This window comes from Pragia fontium (assembly GCF_900638655.1).
Classification (GTDB): Bacteria; Pseudomonadota; Gammaproteobacteria; order Enterobacterales; family Enterobacteriaceae; genus Pragia; species Pragia fontium.
Window position 1 is genome coordinate 3,252,821 of sequence record NZ_LR134531.1, and the last position, 17,917, is coordinate 3,270,737.

Consider the following 17,917-nt stretch of genomic DNA (forward strand, 5'->3'; position numbering starts at 1 on the left):
CAGAGTTTGTTATTATCGGTAAATGATAATAATTATCATATAGAGGTGATAGAAGTTTTATGTCGGTTCCACTTATTCTTACTATACTTGCTGGCGGCTCGACATTTATCGGCGCATTCTTGGGCATCATTGGCCAAAAGCCATCCAATCGCGTTCTGGCCTTCGCCCTCGGCTTCGCTGCCGGAATTATGCTGCTGATATCCCTGATGGAAATGCTTCCCGCCTCGCTGAATACGCCGGGAATGTCCCCAGTGCTGGGCTACAGCATGTTTATTGCCGGGCTACTGGGCTATTTTCTGCTGGATCGCCTGCTACCACATCAGCATGCCCACGATCTAATGCCAGGACAGAAAGCACCAAGAAACCTGAAGCGAACGGCTATTTTGTTGACGCTGGGTATCAGCCTACATAACTTCCCTGAGGGCATTGCTACTTTTGTTACCGCCAGTACCAACTGGGAACTCGGTCTGGGTATCGCCCTTGCCGTAGCCATACATAATATTCCAGAAGGATTAGCGGTTGCTGGTCCTGTGTATGCAGCCACCGGTTCCAAACGTGCTGCTCTGTTGTGGGCTGGTTTATCCGGAATGGCAGAAATTGCCGGAGGCCTGTTTGCTTTCCTACTGCTGGGTCCGAACGTTTCCCCAGTAATAATGGCCTCAATTATGTCCGCCGTTGCAGGAATTATGGTTGCCTTATCCGTTGACGAGCTTATGCCATTAGCCAAAGAGATTGATCCACATAATAACCCTAGCTACGGTATTCTTTGCGGTATGTCGGTGATGGGACTCAGCTTGATGCTATTGCAGATTTGGACAGTGGGCTAGTTAACCGATAAAAAAGAAGCCGCATTAGCGGCTTCTCTGATTGCTGATAAAACGTAAACGGAAGGAGAGGATTCTGTTGGGGTCGTAGCAGCTTTAGCTGCCGAAGCGCCCCTAAGAATCGTAGGCCTGACGCCCACAGAACTCAAAAACATCCCTCTCGTCCGTGAAACAATGTAAATATTCCTACGTTCTGTTTACGGACGAAATATTCACTGCAGTCAAATTAAATGACTTTATCGGAAGCCGCATTAGCGGCTTCTTTTTATTCCCAACTATCAGCTAGCTTGCTTAGCGTTCTTCAGCTCGATATAAGCAACCAGATCTTCAATGGTCACTACCGGCATATTGTGTTGCTTAGCAAATTTAATAACCTGAGGAGCATTGGCCATGCTGCCGTCATCGTTAGTTAATTCACACAACACGCCAGCAGATTTAAAACCAGCCAAAGTGACTAAATCAATGGTAGCTTCAGTGTGGCCACGGCGGGTTAATACTCCACCATCACGCGCGCACAGCGGGAAAATATGCCCTGGGCTATGCAGACTGGCTTCTGTAGCTCCATCAGCAACGGCAGCACGAATAGTGGTAATACGGTCAGATGCTGAAACACCCGTCGTCACACCTTCAGCCGCTTCAATACTAATGGTAAATGCCGTTTGGTAGCGGCTAGAGTTAGCCGGAACCATCATTGGCAGCGCTAGCTGCTCACGCATTTGTTCATTGATACAAAGACAAACAATACCGCTACCGTGACGAATGGTCAGCGCCATTTGCTCAACGGTCATGGTTTCAGCGGCAAAAATCATGTCGCCTTCATTTTCGCGGTTTTCATCATCAAGTACCATCACACCACGGCCATTGCGTAAAGCGTCCAGCGCCAGTTCAATGCGAGCAATCGGGGTACCAAATTCGGAAAGTAATGTCTGATTCATGGTAAAATAACCTCTTTATTTTTTAAATGGATTACCAGAATCAGGGCAGCTTTTGGAAGCAGGCGTAAACGCCTGAATAACGTAAGGCGAGCGAATGCCCGACCCGTTATCGTTACTCTCTCCCATCCGGACTATAACCGTCGGCCCCGGAATTACACCGGATCTGCTGACCTTGAACCTAGCGTTGGCTAAGTTAAGCGCTCGCGGGCTTTCACTTGGCTGTTACACCTGATGATTTACCGCCGGTGGGGACTTTCACCCCGCCCTGAGAATAAGCCTGAATACTATAGCGCTTATTAAAATGAGGGGCAATCTTTGGCCGCTAATCTTTATTGGATAATGTGCACCAACGCAGACACAAGGTAATCAAATGTTTATACTCTACTCAACAGACGATAAACTAAAGCCTGTCTCCCATTTTTACGGGACTAAATACAGATGCCATCAACCATCAAAGGTAGACGAATGATCGATCCGAAGAAAATTGAGCAGATAGCTAAACAGATTCACGAATCCATGCCTAAAGGCATTCGTGAATTGGGCGATGAAGTCGAGAAGAAAATCCGTCAAGGGCTGCAAAACCAACTGGCTAAACTCGATGTAGTTAGCCGTGAAGAGTTTGATATTCAGACCCAGGTTCTGCTGAGAACCCGTGAGAAATTGACCGCGCTGGAAAAACGTTTGACTGAACTGGAAGCAAAAAACAATCAGGAATAGTCAGCACCACAACGTCAATTGAATCGACGGAGCAAATACCTGCTCCGTTAATCATTCTGCCTTAACCGATTGTTCTCTTCCTTTAGGCAAAATCAGCCATAAGACCATAAACATCCCAATCGCATACAGCGTTTTCCAGCCGATCATAATCAGCAATAAAATACATAATCCACTACCGATAAAGGCCATAACTTTCGAACGCCCCTTGAGCAGTCGACAGCCGGACAACATACATAGCAGGTAGATAAAAACAAAAATACCGTTGGCATAGACAATTAAGGCATCGAGGGGCAAGGTCAGATAATAGGCCGCCAGAGAAGCAATCAGGCTGCATAATAGCACCAGCGTCAGCGCATTCAGTGGAGAACGAGAGCGGGAAAGTTGCGCGACCCAAGCTTTCGGTCGATGTTCATAGTTTTGTGACCAAACCAAGCGGGCAAAGCTTTGAGTATAGATATTCAAACTGGCAAAACAGGCTAAATAACCAATAATGCAGGCGACCCACAAAGCATGGGAGCCAAACAGTTGAACCACAATCGATGGCAGAGATGCCGCTGCAGCCATGTCACCACCGTAGGCATGAAATGCTAACACCGCAACGGTACAGCCCCAATAAACGCCTCCGGCCACTAACATACCAATGAGCAATGCCCGGGGAAAATCACGTTCAGGATTGCGAAACTCTGCCGCCAAATGAGCGAAAGCCTCCAGCCCTACAAAACACCAGAACATCACCGCCAGTGCATTGAACATCGAGTTTGCCGATAAGGTTTGTACCGCTGGCCAGTCAATGGTTGCAGGCGTAATCCCCCCTTTCCACCAAATAGCCACCACCATTGCCACAATCAGAATAGCAATCAACACCTGAATATTGGCGCTCGACCCGGCACTGCGCATGCCCAAAAACCAGATCGTCAGTAATGTAGCTAGCTGCACCAGCTGTAATCCAAGCTGATCCAAGCCAAACGCCGCCTGCCAGAAACCAGAAGCTATCTGTAATGCTGCCGGTAAACCGACCGGGATCACCGATAAAAATAGCCATCCGGTGACCTTGGCCATATGAGGGCCAAATGCCAGACTCACAAAATGCGCGGCACCGCCAGCATTAGGGAAATGGCGTCCCAATGCGGCGAAAGCAATAGCGATCGGGAACACTAAAAGAATCAGCAGCGGCCAAGCCCACAGGCTACCAGAGTCCGCTATCTGTGCCGCCAGTGCAGGAACGGCAAAAACCCCAGTACCCAACAATGACGTCGACAGTAACCCGATTCCTTGAACTAAGCCGATATCCTGTTTTAAGCCGCTCATTTATTGCTGATTAACCACGCTCTCTAATCGTTTTAATGATATTGCTGGTTGAGCAGCCATCTTCAAAATTCAATACCCGCACATCGCCTCCGGCAGCCCAAACCTCTTTACTTCCGGCAATATCTTCCGGCTTATAGTCACCGCCTTTCACCAGCAGATCCGGCAGAATATCAGCAATCAGACGCTGCGGCGTATCTTCATCAAATGAGACAACCCAATCAACGGACTCCAACGCCGACAGCACAATCATACGCTGAGCCAGCGGATTAACCGGGCGGGTCTCCCCTTTCAGTCGACGGGTTGAGGCATCGCTGTTAACTGCGACAATCAAACGATCCCCTAGCTTACGGGCATTGGCTAAGTAAGAAACATGACCGGCATGCAGAATGTCAAAACATCCGTTGGTCATCACGACTTTTTCACCGCGCTGGCGGGCATGAGCAACCGCCTGCTTAAGCTGCTGTTCGTCCATTACACCAAAACCGGTATCGGCTCTGCCGCGAATCGCATTCTCCAACTCAATAGGCGAAACCGTCGATGTCCCCAGTTTACCGACCACCACACCGGCAGCAGCGTTTGCCATAAAGCAGGACTCTTCTAACGACAGCCCCGCCGCCAGACTCACCGCTAATACGCCAATTACCGTATCACCTGCACCGGTAACGTCATACACTTCCTGAGCCTGAGTTGGCATATGGAATGGCTCTTTACCCGGCTGCAATAACGTCATACCGTTTTCAGAACGAGTGATCAACAGCGCGCTAAACTCGAACCGTTCAATCAGCGCCATACCACGCTCTACCAGCTGTTGTTCACTTGTACAGTGACCAACGACCGCCTCAAATTCAGACAGATTCGGCGTCAGTAATGTCGCTCCACGGTAGCGCTCAAAGTCAGCGCCTTTCGGATCGATCAGTACCGGAACACCCGCTTCACGCCCAAGCTGAATCAGTGACTGAACCGATGTCAACGCGCCCTTGGCATAGTCAGACAGCACTAAAGCCCCTAGTTGAGGCAGCGCGCGCTGTACGCGATCTAAAATAGGCTGAGCATCAACGTTGTCAAAACCTTCTTCAAAGTCGAGGCGTAGTAGCTGCTGGTTGCGAGAAAGCACGCGCAACTTGGTGATGGTTGGATGGGATTCCAGCGTCACAAAGTCACATTTCACGTTAACTTCGTTGAGTTTGGCATCCAATACCCGCGCCGCTTCATCCTGACCGGTTAAACCAACCAATTGGGAAATACCGCACAGGGATGCAATATTCATTGCCACGTTAGCCGCACCACCCGGACGATCTTCTACCACATTAACCTTGACCACCGGCACCGGTGCCTCAGGTGAGATCCGGCTGGCGGGCCCGTGCCAGTAACGGTCAAGCATAACATCGCCAACCACCATTACATTGGCACGGCTAAAATCAGGTAACATGACTTTCATCCCAAACTCCATAAACAAAGACCGCATATATTGTTTGCCAGTTTATCATAATCACGTCATAAAATAGGAATGCGTTAAAAATACCGCTAAACTAATTGGCAATAATTTTCTGATTCGAATCGTTATGTCAAAAAATCATATACGTCCGGAATTTACCCGCGACCTTTTACACCCACGTTATTGGTTGCTGTGGCTTGGCATAGGTGTCTTATACTTGCTGGTACTCTTACCCTATCCCTGGATTAATAGTATGGGCCGAGGCTTAGGCCGTTTTGCTATGCGTTTTATGAAACGCAGGAAAAAAATTTCCAAGAGCAATATTCAACTGTGCTTTCCTGATATGACCGAGGAAGAGCATACCGCCTGGATGCTTAAGAACTTTGAAGCTACGGGTCTGGCGGTCTTTGAAACCGGCATGGCTTGGTTTTGGCCTGACTGGCGGATTGAAAAGTGGTGTACCATTAAAGGTATCAATAACTTAGATGTCGGAAAAACAGAACAGCGCGGCGTTTTAGTTATTGGTATTCACTTTCTGACGTTAGAACTCGGGGCACGTATTATCGGCATACATCGACCCGGCGTTGGCGTTTACCGCCCTCACGACAACAAATTAATGGACTGGCTGCAAACTTGGGGCAGACTGCGCTCTAATAAATATATGCTGGATCGTCGTGATATTAAGGGCATGATTCGTTCCCTCAAGAAAGGCGAGCTTATCTGGTATGCACCGGATCATGACTATGGTCCACGCAATAGCGTTTTTGCGCCATTCTTTGCGGTAGAAAAAGCGGCAACGACGATTGGTACCACGATTCTGGTGCGCGCCGCAGACCCGCTATTAGTGCCATTTATTCCCATGAGAAATGAAGACAATAGCGGCTATAGCCTGATAGTACAGCCACCGCTGGAAGGATTTCCTAAAAAAGATGAAGTGGCCGCCGCGGCGTTTATGAATAAGGCTATTGAACAGCAAATTTTGATCGCACCAGAGCAATACATGTGGCTACATCGCCGCTTTAAAACTCGTCCTGAAGGTGAACCTTCACTCTATCAATAACTTTTGCTCCTCAGTGAAAAATAACGCGATCACTGAGGAGTAGGCTTTACTCTGCCAACCATCTCTGCCAGCTTTGGTTTACCTGCTGACGCTCCGCGGCAAAATGCGCTATCGATACCTTACCCGGCTTATCTTGCAGAGCCAGACGATGAATTTCATCGCGCATAGAAACATACGCATGGGTCAGCGCTGCCGCTTCTCGCTCATCCATAATCTGATAATTAGCCATCAGTTCAAATATCCGCACATTATCCGACCAGCGGGTGAGCTGAGGCTGCTGGTGAGCGTAACGCAACACTAAATATTGGGCGATAAACTCAATATCCGTGATACCCCCTTCATCGGTTTTCAAGTCAAATAAATCAGGATCTTTGTCCGCTAAATGACTGCGCATCTTTTCACGCATTTCACGCACATCCAGCTTGAGCTGGGGCTCATCACGCTCAAGGCTCAGAATGTCATGGCGAGCCCGATCGAACGCTTTATGCAAAATGGGATCGCTGTAAACGATGCGGGTCCGTACCAACGCTTGATGTTCCCAAGTCCATGCTTCATTACGCTGGTAGTCTTCAAATGCATTGATAGTACTCACTAACAAGCCAGACTCTCCAGATGGACGCAGCCGGGCATCCACTTCATACAGCACGCCAGAGGCCATACGTGCACTAAACAGATGCATAATCCGCTGTGCCAGGCGCAGGTAGAACTGGCGGCCATCAATACTGCGCTGACCATCGGTACTGATATGCTCAGGACAATCCACCAAAAAGACCAAATCCAGATCGGAACTATAACCCAGCTCTATTCCCCCCAGCTTACCATAGGCAACCACGGCAAAACCGCGACCTTCTCTATCGTATAAGTGAGTTGGCTGACCATAACGAGCCGTCATTTGGAACCAGGCTTGCTGGACGACTGCATCGATAATCGCTTCCGCCAGATAAGTTAAGTGATCGCTCACTTTCATTACCGGCAATGCTCCGGCAATATCCGCCGCGGCAATTCGCAGTAAATGAGTCTGCTTAAACTGTCGGAGCGCTTCCAGACGTTGCTCTTCGTCCTCTTCCGGCACCCGCAGTAAAAACTGCCGCAGTTCGTCGCGATAAGCGCTTAGCGGTACTGCCTGATACAGTGAATTCACATCGAGTAATTCGTCCAACAGAATTGGATAGCGAGCCAGCTTACTGGCGACCATGGGGGAAGCCGCACACAGACGAATAAGATGGGTCATCGCTAGCGGATACTCTACCAACAATTCCAGATAGGTGGTGCGAGTAACAATGCTAAGAATTAAATGCGTCAGCCTCGGTAATACACTGTCAGCATCGTCTCGTTTACCCACCTCAGACAGGAGTCTAGGCATTAGCTTATCAAGCACATCCCTGCCTCGCTGACCAATCGAGCGCTTATCCACATCATGACGAAATGCCTGCAAATGCTCGCTAAACTGTAAGCAAGATGCCTGATTTAACTGGGGCATTAACAGTGATAGTTCATCTGGATCAAAATCATCTAACCAGAGTGGGCTATACCGTAAACAGTCAGGATCGTCCTCTATATCAGGGCTATCATCGCCGATCAGGTCAGCAAAGATGGCTCTGACCGCAGACATGTATTCACTCAACTGCGTTAATAGCGTCGGCCAGTCGGGGCATCCCATACCGGCAGCAAGTCGAGCCTGATCCAATGGATTATCAGGTAAGGTCTGAGTTTGCTGATCGGCAATTGCCTGCAATAGGTTTTCTAACCGACGCAAATAAAGATAAGCGCCGGCCAGCGTCTCCGTCTCTTCCCGGGTTAGCAGCTCCAAATCAGCAATCACCTGCAAAGTCGGCAGCAGAGAATTACCCTGTAGTTTCGGCTCACGACCACCGCGAATAAGCTGGAAAACTTGAGTAATAAACTCAATCTCGCGGATCCCCCCCGCACCCAACTTAATGTTATCCGCCAGACCACGACGGCGGACTTCCCGGGCAATCATGCCTTTCATATTACGCAACGACTGAATCACGCTAAAATCGATATAGCGGCGAAATACAAAAGGCCGCAGCATCCGTTTAAGCTCCTCGCTATAGCCATCGTGACCATCGCCCATGATGCGTGCTTTAACCATGGCATAGCGTTCCCAGTCGCGTCCTTGTTCCTGATAGTAGTCTTCCAGCGCATTAAAGCTAAACACCAGCGGCCCGCTATCACCGAAAGGTCGTAAACGCATATCTACCCGGTAAACAAAGCCTTCTGGGGTGATCTGATCCAGCGCTTTAATCAGGCGTTGGCCAAGACGAGTAAAGAACTGGGCATTATCCAGTTGACGGCGTCCTCCCTGAGTTTCACCATTTTCCGGATAGGCAAAAATCAAATCGATATCGGAAGAAAAATTCAGTTCCCCGCCGCCCAGCTTTCCCATACCCAGAATAAATAGCGGTTGTGCAACACCCTCTGCATTTATCGGCGTACCCCATTCCTGACAGCAGAGGCGATATAGCCAATCTCTGGCGGCGATAATCAGGGTTTCCGCCAATATGCTCAGTTGACTAAGGGTTTGCTGGGTATCGCATAGCTTAAGGCTTTGTGCCCAGGAAATACGCATCATCATACGGCGACGAAACAGGCGTAAAACCCGCAACAACTCGGCTTCATCTATCACTTCCGCCAGCGCAGCGTTCAACCAAGCTTCATAATGTTGGGCGTCATCGGCTGAGGGTTCCATCAGATGGAACTCTGGCCACCACTCAGGATGTTGAAGTAAGCCATCACTAACAAAGTCGCTCAAAGCCAGTGCCATACCGTCTTGCGGGCTAAACTGAACAGAACCTGCCAAACGCTGCTCCAATTCAGACTGTCGTTTAATCCGCTGAGCATCCAGTAATGGGGAAAGTGATAACATAGGGCATCCTTTACACAACCAATAGAAAAAACGGGTTATACGTGCTGAGAGCTATTCAGCCAGAAAAGCGGTTGTTCCATCGCACTGCGACGCAGTAAATCGCGATCCCCCTCGGCATTAAACAATTTCTGCCAAACATCAATATAAGGCAGCGACTGCTCTGGGTCATAGGCACCAGACAACAGATAAAAATTGATAATTTGCCGTTCAAGACGCGGCTGTTGATCGTTATAGCCATCGTTAGTTAACGGCTTATTGAAAGCCTCTTTCAACTCAGAGCGGCACCGGGACATCATCACATCGGCAAAACGTTTGAAGGAACCAGAGAGCTTCTGTTTACCTTTCTCATCGATAAACAACCGCCAGCCTTTGTTCATCAACCACGCCATCACCGCTAGCTTTAGCTGCAAATAGCCGGGCTGCTCACATATCGAAGCAGCGTCCTGTTTACTTTCAAGCTGCTGCTCTAACGTTACCAAACGTTCACGTAGCGAAGTTGTCGCTTTTCGCGGAATCATCCCGCCAAAAACCACCAGAATTTGACGAATGGTGGTCAAAGCATGCCTGACGCCATATTGAGCCTGCGTTTCACCGTCAAACCAATTGGCTTCATTACGCTGCCAATACGACAGCGCCCATTCCAGTGCTGCTTCCAGCCCCTGTTCAGTATTGGCTTTATCCGATACCGTCAATATTGCCATTTCAGCCTCAGGTAGCTCAGCAGAACCCGCTAGCAGTCGGTATCCACGCGCCGCCTTACTCTGGCTACCAAGACGTAATCCCTCAACGGTAGTCAGTTGCTGCGCCAGCGCCAGCATATCCGCGGCATTGCCCTGTTTAAGCTCCATTTCCAGTTCACCGATTGGTTCGCTTAATTCACCGGCTTGAATGATGCCCTGATCGAGGGCGATCTCTATCTGGCTTTGCTGGAAATTTATCAACCACGTTTCTCGTTTAAAGTCGGTAGTAAACAGTGGATTCAACGTCTCTTGCAGCTCTGCTACATTCATATCATCAGGCCAAACATCTTTCGGCAATAATGAGATATCTAATTTATCGTCCGGTAAGTCAATATTATATTCCTGACGATGGGCGATACCGCCGACCACGCTTCCAGCTGACTTCAACGTCATTTCATAAGTCTGATTGCATCCCCTGACGCGTAACCCAAAGCGATGGGAACGTAGCACCCCCAGTTCTGAGTCGTAGTAAGTATTCGAGAGCTGTAATACTTCATGAGCTTCACACTTCCAGCCTGTTATTTTTTCCGGTAATGCGGCAAGAGCCGCAGGACTGGCAATGAACTTTAATTCTATTTCAACGGTCATAATAGTTTCCGCGGTCAGAGTCATTCGGGGAATAAACGATAATTATCGTGGTATTAGTGTAGTAATTTACGCTATCGGTGAGGTAAAAAACCACCTGATTTACGTCCTTTATTCAGACGTAACAAGGTTTTTACATTGCACCAGCTCCCTGAACGCTCTACTATCCGTACATACGTCATTTTTCTGAGAAGATAAAAATACCGACAATGCTTACATTAAGATCAATTACTATCGCCTTATTGGCATCCCTTAGTATTGCCGCATTTACCGCAACCGCGGCTGAAACCAGATATATCTCCGATAATCTGATTACCTATTTACGCGGTGGTCCATCGGACAACCACCGTATTACCGGCGCAATTAATGCCGGTGAAAAAGTCGAACTGCTTGCTGTGAATAGCGGAACCAAGTATGGACAAATTCGTGACGCGAAAGGTCGTACCGCTTGGATCCCATTAGAACAACTGAGCACTGACCCAAGCCTGAGCGAGAAAGTTCCCGCGCTGGAGCTACAGGTTAAAGAGTTAACCGATAAGTTAACCAATATTGATAACAGTTGGAATCAGCGCACCGCCGATATGCAGCAAAAGGTCGCTAGCAGCGATGGCATTATCAATGGGCTAAAAGATGAAAATCAAAAGCTAAAAGATGAGCTGGTTGAAGCGAAGAAAAAAGTGAGCGATATCAGCCTGCAATTGGATGACAAACAGCGCACCATTATTCAACAATGGTTTATGTACGGCGGCGGTGTTGCCGGCATTGGTTTGCTGTTAGGTCTGATTCTGCCTTATCTGATCCCACGTCGTAAAAAAGATCGCTGGATGAACTAATCTGATTTTTATCGTTTAAGTTAACCCGATACCAACGCCGGCACTCTTTGTCCGGCGTTTTACGTCAAACAGCCTGACATATTATTGAACCAAGATTTTCCGGAGAGACAGTGAAGACCTATCTTGTTGGCGGAGCCGTCCGCGATCGCTTATTAGGATTACCGGTACATGAATATGACTGGGTCGTCGTGGGTGCAACGCCAGAACAAATGCTGGCCATGGGCTATCAACAGGTAGGGAAAGACTTCCCGGTATTTCTGCATCCCACCACCCATGATGAGCATGCGCTGGCGCGCACTGAACGTAAATCAGGCCCCGGATATACCGGCTTTACTTGCTATGCCGCTCCGGACGTTACGCTAGAACAAGATTTACTGCGCCGCGACTTAACTATTAACGCCATTGCATCAGACCCCGATGGGAATTTAATCGATCCTTATCACGGCCAGCAGGATCTTGAACAACGCATTTTGCGTCATGTCTCCCCAGCCTTTCGTGAAGATCCATTGCGGGTACTTAGGATTGCGCGTTTTGCTGCGCGCTATGCCCATCTGGGCTTCACCATCGCACCAGAAACCCAACGCTTAATGATAGAGATGGTGAACGGTGGCGAAATTTCCAGCCTGACGCCGGAAAGAGTCTGGAAAGAGACGGAAAAGGCGCTGGCAACCCAATGCCCACAGGTATACTTTCAAGTCCTGAGAGATTGCGGCGCACTGGCGGTCCTGTTTCCGGAAATTGATAATCTGTTTGGTGTACCTGCTCCGGAGAAATGGCACCCTGAGATTGATACCGGCATTCACGTTTTAATGGTACTGGAAGTGGCAGCACAGTTCAGCGATGATATTGACGTACGTTTCTCAGCGCTGTTGCATGATGTCGGTAAGGGTTTGACCCCACAAGAGATGTGGCCTCACCATCACGGTCATGGATTAGCGGGCGTCAGGCTGGTGGAAAATATCTGCCAACGTTACAAAATCCCGAATACCACCCGAGAACTGGCTCGTCTGGTGTCGGAATTTCACGATCAAATCCATACGGTATATAAATTACGCCCCTCAACCATGCTTAATCTGTTTAATGCTATTGATGTTTGGCGTAAACCCCAGCGGCTGGAACAAATGATACTGGTTAGCGAAGCAGATTATCGCGGTCGTGCTGGCTGGCAGAATAAACCCTATCCTCAAGCCGATTACCTAAAGCAGGCTTACGCCGTTGCCAATGGCGTATCGGTGAAAGAAATTATTGATGCCGGGTTTAGCGGTGCCGATATTAAAACCCAACTAAATCAACGTCGGCTCGCGGCGTTAGATGCCTGGAAAAAAACTCAGCCCGAAAATTGAAAACCTAGCAGTTCATCTATACTACATATTGATAGAGATTAAATGGATTACATCTCGTCCTGATTGCGCATCATTTGCATTTCTTCAGGCCGATGCCGCAGACAGAATTAATTTATTTAAACTTATCAATATGAGTAATGAACGATGAAAATAAAAATTCTTCTACCTACTCTCATCGGTATGACTTACGCCGCCGCCGCTTTAGCCGTTTCCCCGGGTAACTATGATACACGTTTTAACATCAGCGCTCAGGTGCCCGGCAGCGCAATGATTACCACCCCGGAAGGAACGCCCATCACACAATTGGATATCCATCTGATACCGTCCGGTAGCCCTTATGCTGCTCCAGCAACGTTGTCTGCTGATACCGTTAGCATCAGGCCACTACGGTTATGGAGTAACAGCAGCTCCGATGACAAAGTTAGGCTTACGTTGGACGATGGCAATTCCGCCACCGGTCGGCCTTTCACCCTCAACAGTAGTTCTGGCGCTCAACTGAATAAAATGGAATATAAAATTTCCACCATCGACCATTCCGGTAAGAAGGCGTTTCTTTACTCTGGTGCCCAGCACGACTATCTACTGACTCGTCATGTTGGTTATGCAGAACAAGAAATCGCGTTCGTCTTTGAATCGCAACGAGTGCATAACGCTTATAAACCGGGGGATTATAGCGGTGTGGTTTATGCCAATGTTGCAGTTATGCCGTAGTGATTATTTTCACATGATAAAAGCTTCCCATATTTATTTGGGAAGCTTTGCTTGATGATAAACCTTCTTAAATCAGCAAAAGTGACAATTCCGGCTGTAAAAACAGTGAGCGAATATGGCTATTGTGCTCAGCCGGAAGACCATCTGTATTCAGCTATGGAGAGCGTTGGGCCTAGCCGGATTAGGGGCGCTCCGGTAGCTAAAGCTACTACGACCCCAACACCCGTCTCTCCCAACGATTGAGTTCTGCTAACAAAACTTTTTAAATCAGCAAACGTGACAATGCCGGCTGTAAAAACAGTGAGCGAATATGACTATTGTGCTCAGCCGGAAGACCATCTGTATTCAGCTATAGAGAGCGTTGGGCCTAGCCGGGTTAGGGGCGCTCCGGTAGCTAAAGCTACTACGACCCCAACCCCCGTCTCTCCCAACGATTGAGTTCTGCTAACAAAACTTTTTAAATCAGAAAACGTGAATGTTTCGGCTGTAAAAACAGTGAGCGAATATGGCTATTGTGCTCAGCCGGAAGACCATCTGTATTCAACTATAGAGAGCGTTGGGCCTAGCCGGGTTAGGGGCGCTCCAGTAGCTAAAGCTACTACGACCCCAACACCCGTCTCTCCCAACGATTGAGTTCTGCTAACAAACCTTCTTAAATCAGCAAAAGTAACAATGCCGGCTGTAAAACAATGAGAGAATATGGCTATTGTGCTCAGCCGGAAGACCATCTGTATTCAGCTATAGAGAGCGTTGGGCCTAGCCGGGTTAGGGGCGCTCCGGTAGCTAAGGCTACTACGCCCCCAACACCCGTCTCTCCCAACGATTGAGTCCTGCTAACAAACCTTCTTAAATCAGCAAAAGTGACAATGCCGGCTGTAAAAATAGTGAGCGAATATGGCTATTGTGCTCAGCCGGAAGACCATCTGTATTTAGCTACAGAGAGCGTTGAGCCTAGCCGGGTTAGGGGCACTCCGGTAGCTAAGGCTACTACGACCCCAACACCCGTCTTTCGCAACGATTGAGTACTGTAGAATTTTGTCAGCCGCCAGAACTTCCCATAACCGATATGGGAAGTTCTGGCTAAAATATCAATTCAAACGTTAACGATTAGAAGAACACCAAATAGATAACGCCGGCGACAAAGAAGCGATAAATCGCGAAAGGGATAAACGAAAAACGTTTAATCAGGTTCAGAAAGGTTTTAATCGCCAATAGTGCGACAACAAATGCGGTGAAGAACCCAACGGTAAACATCGGCAGATCGTCCCACACCAGCAGGCCAATACTTTTATACATCACCAGTATGGTGGCCCCCAACATCATCGGTACCGCCAGAATAAAAGAGAATTCAGATGCCGCATAACGACTCACGCCCATCAGCATTCCCCCAGAAATCGTTGCCCCTGAACGGGAGAAACCCGGCCACAATGCTAAACACTGGAAACAACCAATTATAAAAGCCTGACGATAAGTCATATCATCCAGACCTTCCGCCCGCGGCTTTTTCGGTTTCAGCAACTCCGCAGCGATCAGCAATAAACCACCGGCAATCAGCGCATACATGACGGTTTTAGCGCCGAACAGATTCGCTTTAATCATATCGTGTAAGGCGAATCCGACGACTACCGCCGGTAGCATGCCCAGAATAATATGACCAAGCGTTAAGCGCCCCTTACCTCTCCCTTCATGGGGTACTTCGCCAAAATGAATGCCAATTAAACCAAACAATCTGCGCCAGAACACCACAACAACGGCAAGAATAGAACCTAACTGTATAACAACTTCAAAGGTTGAAGCCCTATCACCGGAAAAGCCTAACAGTTCACCAACAATGATCATATGACCCGTCGACGAAACCGGTAGGAACTCTGTTAATCCCTCAACAACTCCGAGAATAAATGCAACCACCAGATCGTGGAAATTGCCCATCAATGTTATTCCTTGCTAAAGAAGAAAAATAAAATAAATAATAACTATAGTCTGTACAGCGCTTATTGTTTATAAAGCTGTCTAACTCAGACACAAAGCAACATATTTAGTTTCATTCGGGCATGATAACCGATGGTAAATTAAACAATTACCGTCAAACTGAGCGGGAACCACGTTCAATGATTACACCGACCTGTTTCGCCTCTGCGACAGCACCGGGTTTACTCACTTTAATTTTGATCCAAGGAATAGAAAACTGACTCATCAATAAATCGGCCACTTCTTCCGCAACGCGCTCAACCAAGGCAAAACGCTCGTTTTCAACCTTTTGAATCACCGCTTCACTCACATCCGCATAGCTCAGACAGTCGGCAACATCATCACTGGCCGCTGCTTTACGGTTATCCCAGCCCATTTCGATATCGAAAATTAGCCTCTGACGGATGGTCTGTTCCCAGTCATAAACCCCAATAGTTGTAATAACGTTTAGCTGTTCTATAAATACAATATCCATTACACCACTCTCAGTTTTTCAATTAAGACATACCACTTCAGGCAGAATATGCGTATTATCCATGTAAGCAATGAGTAAAACGACAATTATTAGATGGAATCGAGTTTATGAGTGCTATCGCGCTTGGCATGATCATTATCGCCTATCTATGTGGCTCTATTTCCAGCGCAGTGTTGGTTTGTCGTATCGCCAAGCTGCCCGATCCACGAGAACATGGTTCCGGTAATCCCGGAGCAACCAACGTGCTACGCATCGGCGGAAAAACCGCGGCGGCGGCAGTATTAATCTTTGATGTATTAAAAGGCATGATACCGGTTTGGGTTGCTTATAAACTGAATCTTTCTCCGCTGTATCTTGGCCTGACTGCCATTGCGGCCTGCTTAGGCCATATCTATCCGATTTTCTTCCATTTTCGCGGCGGCAAAGGCGTCGCCACTGCATTTGGTGCCATTGCCCCAATTGGCTGGGATCTCACTGGACTGATGACCGGAACTTGGCTCTTAACGGTATTGCTGAGTGGTTATTCCTCACTGGGTGCGATTGTGAGTGCGCTGATTGCTCCATTTTATACTTGGTGGTTCAAGCCCCAGTTTACCTTCCCGGTTGCCATGCTTTCCTGTCTGGTGTTAATGCGCCATCATGACAACATTCAGCGCCTGTGGCGCGGTCAGGAAGGTAAAATTTGGGATCGGTTCAGAAAGAAGAAAAAAGAAAATACAGTTACCGATTCGGATGATAAATCTGAATAGTTACTTACCCCATATTCAATTACAAAAAAGCGCGTAAATTACGCGCTTTTTGCTATTTAAACGGAAAGTTCTATTACACTTTCACTGCCGGCAGTTGCTCCAACGGCCAACGCGGCCGTACGGTCAACTCAAGCCCACTGTGCTCACCCGCTTTTAAGCGTACCATTCCAGCATAGGCAATCATGGCACCGTTATCGGTACAAAACTCAGGGCGGGCATAAAACACTTCACCTTTGCGCTGTTTCATCATCTCCGCCAGCTTGCTACGCAAAGTGCGGTTAGCGCTTACGCCACCGGCCATCACTAAGCGATTAAATCCTGTTTCTTCCAATGCACGACGGCACTTAATCGCCAGCGTATCAACTACCGCATCTTCAAACGCTTTGGCAATATCCGCCTTCGTTTGTTCATCATCGCCGGATTGGCGAATGGTGTTAGCGGCAAAGGTCTTTAATCCGGAAAAACTAAAGTCCATACCGGGACGATCGGTCATAGGGCGTGGGAAGGTAAAACGGCCGGCCACCCCTTGCTGCGCCATTTTTGACAACATCGGGCCACCCGGATAGTCGAGTCCCAGTAACTTGGCGGTTTTATCGAATGCTTCACCTGCCGCGTCGTCAATCGACTCGCCCAGCAGTTGATATTCACCAACGCCAGTCACGCTAATCAGTTGGGTATGCCCGCCGGAAACCAGCAAAGCGACAAAAGGAAACTGCGGAGGGTTATCTTCCAGCATAGGGGCTAGCAAGTGTCCTTCCATATGGTGAACCGCTATGGCTGGTACATTCCACGCCAGCGCCAGAGAACGCCCAATAGTAGCGCCAACCAACAAGGCTCCAACCAGCCCCGGACCTGCGGTATAGGCTACGCCATCAATATCTGTCGGTTGTAAATTGGCCTGTTTTAACGCGGCCTGAATCAATGGCACCGTTTTACGCACGTGATCGCGAGAGGCTAACTCAGGAACAACGCCGCCATAATCAGCATGCAGTTTAACCTGACTATACAGTTGATCTGCCAATAGCCCTTGCCGATCGTCATAAATCGCGACACCCGTTTCATCACACGACGTTTCGATACCTAAAATACGCATAACCCGTTAAACAGCCTCTGAATTCATTATTTAGCCCCGCTGTATTTCCAAGGGTAACCCCGAGAAACAGCGCATCTGCTGATACATCTATGGGCTAAATGATATCACAGACCGTATGCTCGAAATAAATAATCACTCACCAGAAGAAAAATTCTACTGAATATAATGAAATAGCGACAGCGGCCTATAGATTTCGCTAAACTACGCATAAAGTCGCTTGCAGCACACCAGAATCTCTGGGTATGCTTCGCTTT

Annotated in this window: 15 protein-coding genes and 1 riboswitch; of the genes, 7 read left to right on the top strand and 8 right to left on the bottom strand. The window is 48.2% G+C overall.

The window, feature by feature from the left end:
* The first annotated feature begins 59 nt into the window (after window positions 1–59).
* A complete protein-coding gene (gene zupT / locus EL341_RS14105; RefSeq protein WP_074821751.1) occupies window positions 60–827 on the top strand; it encodes a zinc transporter ZupT in 768 nt (255 codons plus the stop codon).
* Between the two features lie 275 nt (window positions 828–1,102).
* Here zupT and ribB read toward each other — a convergent pair whose 3' ends face one another.
* Entirely contained in the window at window positions 1,103–1,759 is a 657-nt protein-coding gene (gene ribB, locus EL341_RS14110; RefSeq protein WP_047781896.1) for a 3,4-dihydroxy-2-butanone-4-phosphate synthase, read from the bottom strand.
* Window positions 1,760–1,869: 110 nt separating this feature from the next.
* Window positions 1,870–2,036, bottom strand: a riboswitch (FMN riboswitch).
* Window positions 2,037–2,224: 188 nt separating this feature from the next.
* On the opposite strand from ribB, the gene ubiK reads away from it, so the two are divergent.
* A complete protein-coding gene (ubiK, locus tag EL341_RS14115; RefSeq protein WP_047781897.1) occupies window positions 2,225–2,476 on the top strand; it encodes a ubiquinone biosynthesis accessory factor UbiK in 252 nt (83 codons plus the stop codon).
* 51 nt (window positions 2,477–2,527) lie between these two features.
* Here ubiK and yjeH read toward each other — a convergent pair whose 3' ends face one another.
* Together yjeH and hldE are read right to left on the bottom strand one after the other, a co-directional pair.
* Entirely contained in the window at window positions 2,528–3,784 is a 1,257-nt protein-coding gene (gene yjeH / locus EL341_RS14120; protein ID WP_074821748.1) for an L-methionine/branched-chain amino acid transporter, read from the bottom strand.
* Window positions 3,785–3,794: 10 nt separating this feature from the next.
* Entirely contained in the window at window positions 3,795–5,222 is a 1,428-nt protein-coding gene (hldE, locus tag EL341_RS14125; RefSeq protein WP_047781899.1) for a bifunctional D-glycero-beta-D-manno-heptose-7-phosphate kinase/D-glycero-beta-D-manno-heptose 1-phosphate adenylyltransferase HldE, read from the bottom strand.
* Window positions 5,223–5,346: 124 nt separating this feature from the next.
* Here hldE and lpxL point away from each other — a divergent pair, with 124 nt between their 5' ends.
* Window positions 5,347–6,279: an LpxL/LpxP family Kdo(2)-lipid IV(A) lauroyl/palmitoleoyl acyltransferase gene (gene lpxL / locus EL341_RS14130; RefSeq protein ID WP_074821743.1), complete on the top strand. Its 933-nt coding sequence runs from the start codon at window positions 5,347–5,349 to the stop codon at window positions 6,277–6,279.
* Window positions 6,280–6,325: 46 nt separating this feature from the next.
* Here lpxL and glnE read toward each other — a convergent pair whose 3' ends face one another.
* Entirely contained in the window at window positions 6,326–9,166 is a 2,841-nt protein-coding gene (gene glnE / locus EL341_RS14135; protein WP_126468068.1) for a bifunctional [glutamate--ammonia ligase]-adenylyl-L-tyrosine phosphorylase/[glutamate--ammonia-ligase] adenylyltransferase, read from the bottom strand.
* A gap of 35 nt (window positions 9,167–9,201) precedes the next feature.
* Window positions 9,202–10,494 (bottom strand): CYTH domain-containing protein, encoded by a 1,293-nt coding sequence (locus EL341_RS14140; RefSeq protein WP_126468070.1) that lies wholly within the window; start codon window positions 10,492–10,494, stop codon window positions 9,202–9,204.
* A gap of 206 nt (window positions 10,495–10,700) precedes the next feature.
* Here EL341_RS14140 and EL341_RS14145 point away from each other — a divergent pair, with 206 nt between their 5' ends.
* The 3 genes from EL341_RS14145 (at window position 10,701) to EL341_RS14155 (ending at window position 13,378) form a co-directional block, all read left to right on the top strand.
* Window positions 10,701–11,324 (top strand): TIGR04211 family SH3 domain-containing protein, encoded by a 624-nt coding sequence (locus EL341_RS14145; RefSeq protein ID WP_047781903.1) that lies wholly within the window; start codon window positions 10,701–10,703, stop codon window positions 11,322–11,324.
* A gap of 110 nt (window positions 11,325–11,434) precedes the next feature.
* Entirely contained in the window at window positions 11,435–12,667 is a 1,233-nt protein-coding gene (locus tag EL341_RS14150; RefSeq protein WP_126468072.1) for a multifunctional CCA addition/repair protein, read from the top strand.
* Between the two features lie 144 nt (window positions 12,668–12,811).
* Window positions 12,812–13,378: a hypothetical protein gene (locus EL341_RS14155; protein ID WP_126468074.1), complete on the top strand. Its 567-nt coding sequence runs from the start codon at window positions 12,812–12,814 to the stop codon at window positions 13,376–13,378.
* A 1,107-nt stretch (window positions 13,379–14,485) separates the two neighbouring features.
* Here EL341_RS14155 and bacA read toward each other — a convergent pair.
* Entirely contained in the window at window positions 14,486–15,307 is an 822-nt protein-coding gene (bacA, locus tag EL341_RS14160) for an undecaprenyl-diphosphate phosphatase (protein WP_047781906.1), read from the bottom strand.
* 154 nt (window positions 15,308–15,461) lie between these two features.
* Complete coding sequence (gene folB, locus EL341_RS14165) at window positions 15,462–15,821, bottom strand: bifunctional dihydroneopterin aldolase/7,8-dihydroneopterin epimerase (protein WP_047781907.1); 360 nt, start codon at window positions 15,819–15,821, stop codon at window positions 15,462–15,464.
* A 107-nt stretch (window positions 15,822–15,928) separates the two neighbouring features.
* On the opposite strand from folB, the gene plsY reads away from it, so the two are divergent.
* The gene (gene plsY / locus EL341_RS14170; protein WP_074821728.1) at window positions 15,929–16,570 is read left to right on the top strand and encodes a glycerol-3-phosphate 1-O-acyltransferase PlsY; all 642 of its coding nucleotides are present in this window, start codon (window positions 15,929–15,931) and stop codon (window positions 16,568–16,570) included.
* Window positions 16,571–16,643: 73 nt separating this feature from the next.
* Here plsY and tsaD read toward each other — a convergent pair whose 3' ends face one another.
* A complete protein-coding gene (gene tsaD, locus EL341_RS14175; RefSeq protein ID WP_047781909.1) occupies window positions 16,644–17,663 on the bottom strand; it encodes a tRNA (adenosine(37)-N6)-threonylcarbamoyltransferase complex transferase subunit TsaD in 1,020 nt (339 codons plus the stop codon).
* Window positions 17,664–17,917: the final 254 nt, after the last annotated feature.

Coding starts and splice junctions, on each gene's coding strand:
- zupT (WP_074821751.1), top strand. CDS start 60: ATGTCGGTTCCACTTATTCTTACTATACTTGCTGGCGGCTCGACATTT.
- ribB (WP_047781896.1), bottom strand. CDS start 1,759: ATGAATCAGACATTACTTTCCGAATTTGGTACCCCGATTGCTCGCATT.
- ubiK (WP_047781897.1), top strand. CDS start 2,225: ATGATCGATCCGAAGAAAATTGAGCAGATAGCTAAACAGATTCACGAA.
- yjeH (WP_074821748.1), bottom strand. CDS start 3,784: ATGAGCGGCTTAAAACAGGATATCGGCTTAGTTCAAGGAATCGGGTTA.
- hldE (WP_047781899.1), bottom strand. CDS start 5,222: ATGAAAGTCATGTTACCTGATTTTAGCCGTGCCAATGTAATGGTGGTT.
- lpxL (WP_074821743.1), top strand. CDS start 5,347: ATGTCAAAAAATCATATACGTCCGGAATTTACCCGCGACCTTTTACAC.
- glnE (WP_126468068.1), bottom strand. CDS start 9,166: ATGTTATCACTTTCCCCATTACTGGATGCTCAGCGGATTAAACGACAG.
- EL341_RS14140 (WP_126468070.1), bottom strand. CDS start 10,494: ATGACCGTTGAAATAGAATTAAAGTTCATTGCCAGTCCTGCGGCTCTT.
- EL341_RS14145 (WP_047781903.1), top strand. CDS start 10,701: ATGCTTACATTAAGATCAATTACTATCGCCTTATTGGCATCCCTTAGT.
- EL341_RS14155 (WP_126468074.1), top strand. CDS start 12,812: ATGAAAATAAAAATTCTTCTACCTACTCTCATCGGTATGACTTACGCC.
- bacA (WP_047781906.1), bottom strand. CDS start 15,307: ATGGGCAATTTCCACGATCTGGTGGTTGCATTTATTCTCGGAGTTGTT.
- folB (WP_047781907.1), bottom strand. CDS start 15,821: ATGGATATTGTATTTATAGAACAGCTAAACGTTATTACAACTATTGGG.
- plsY (WP_074821728.1), top strand. CDS start 15,929: ATGAGTGCTATCGCGCTTGGCATGATCATTATCGCCTATCTATGTGGC.
- tsaD (WP_047781909.1), bottom strand. CDS start 17,663: ATGCGTATTTTAGGTATCGAAACGTCGTGTGATGAAACGGGTGTCGCG.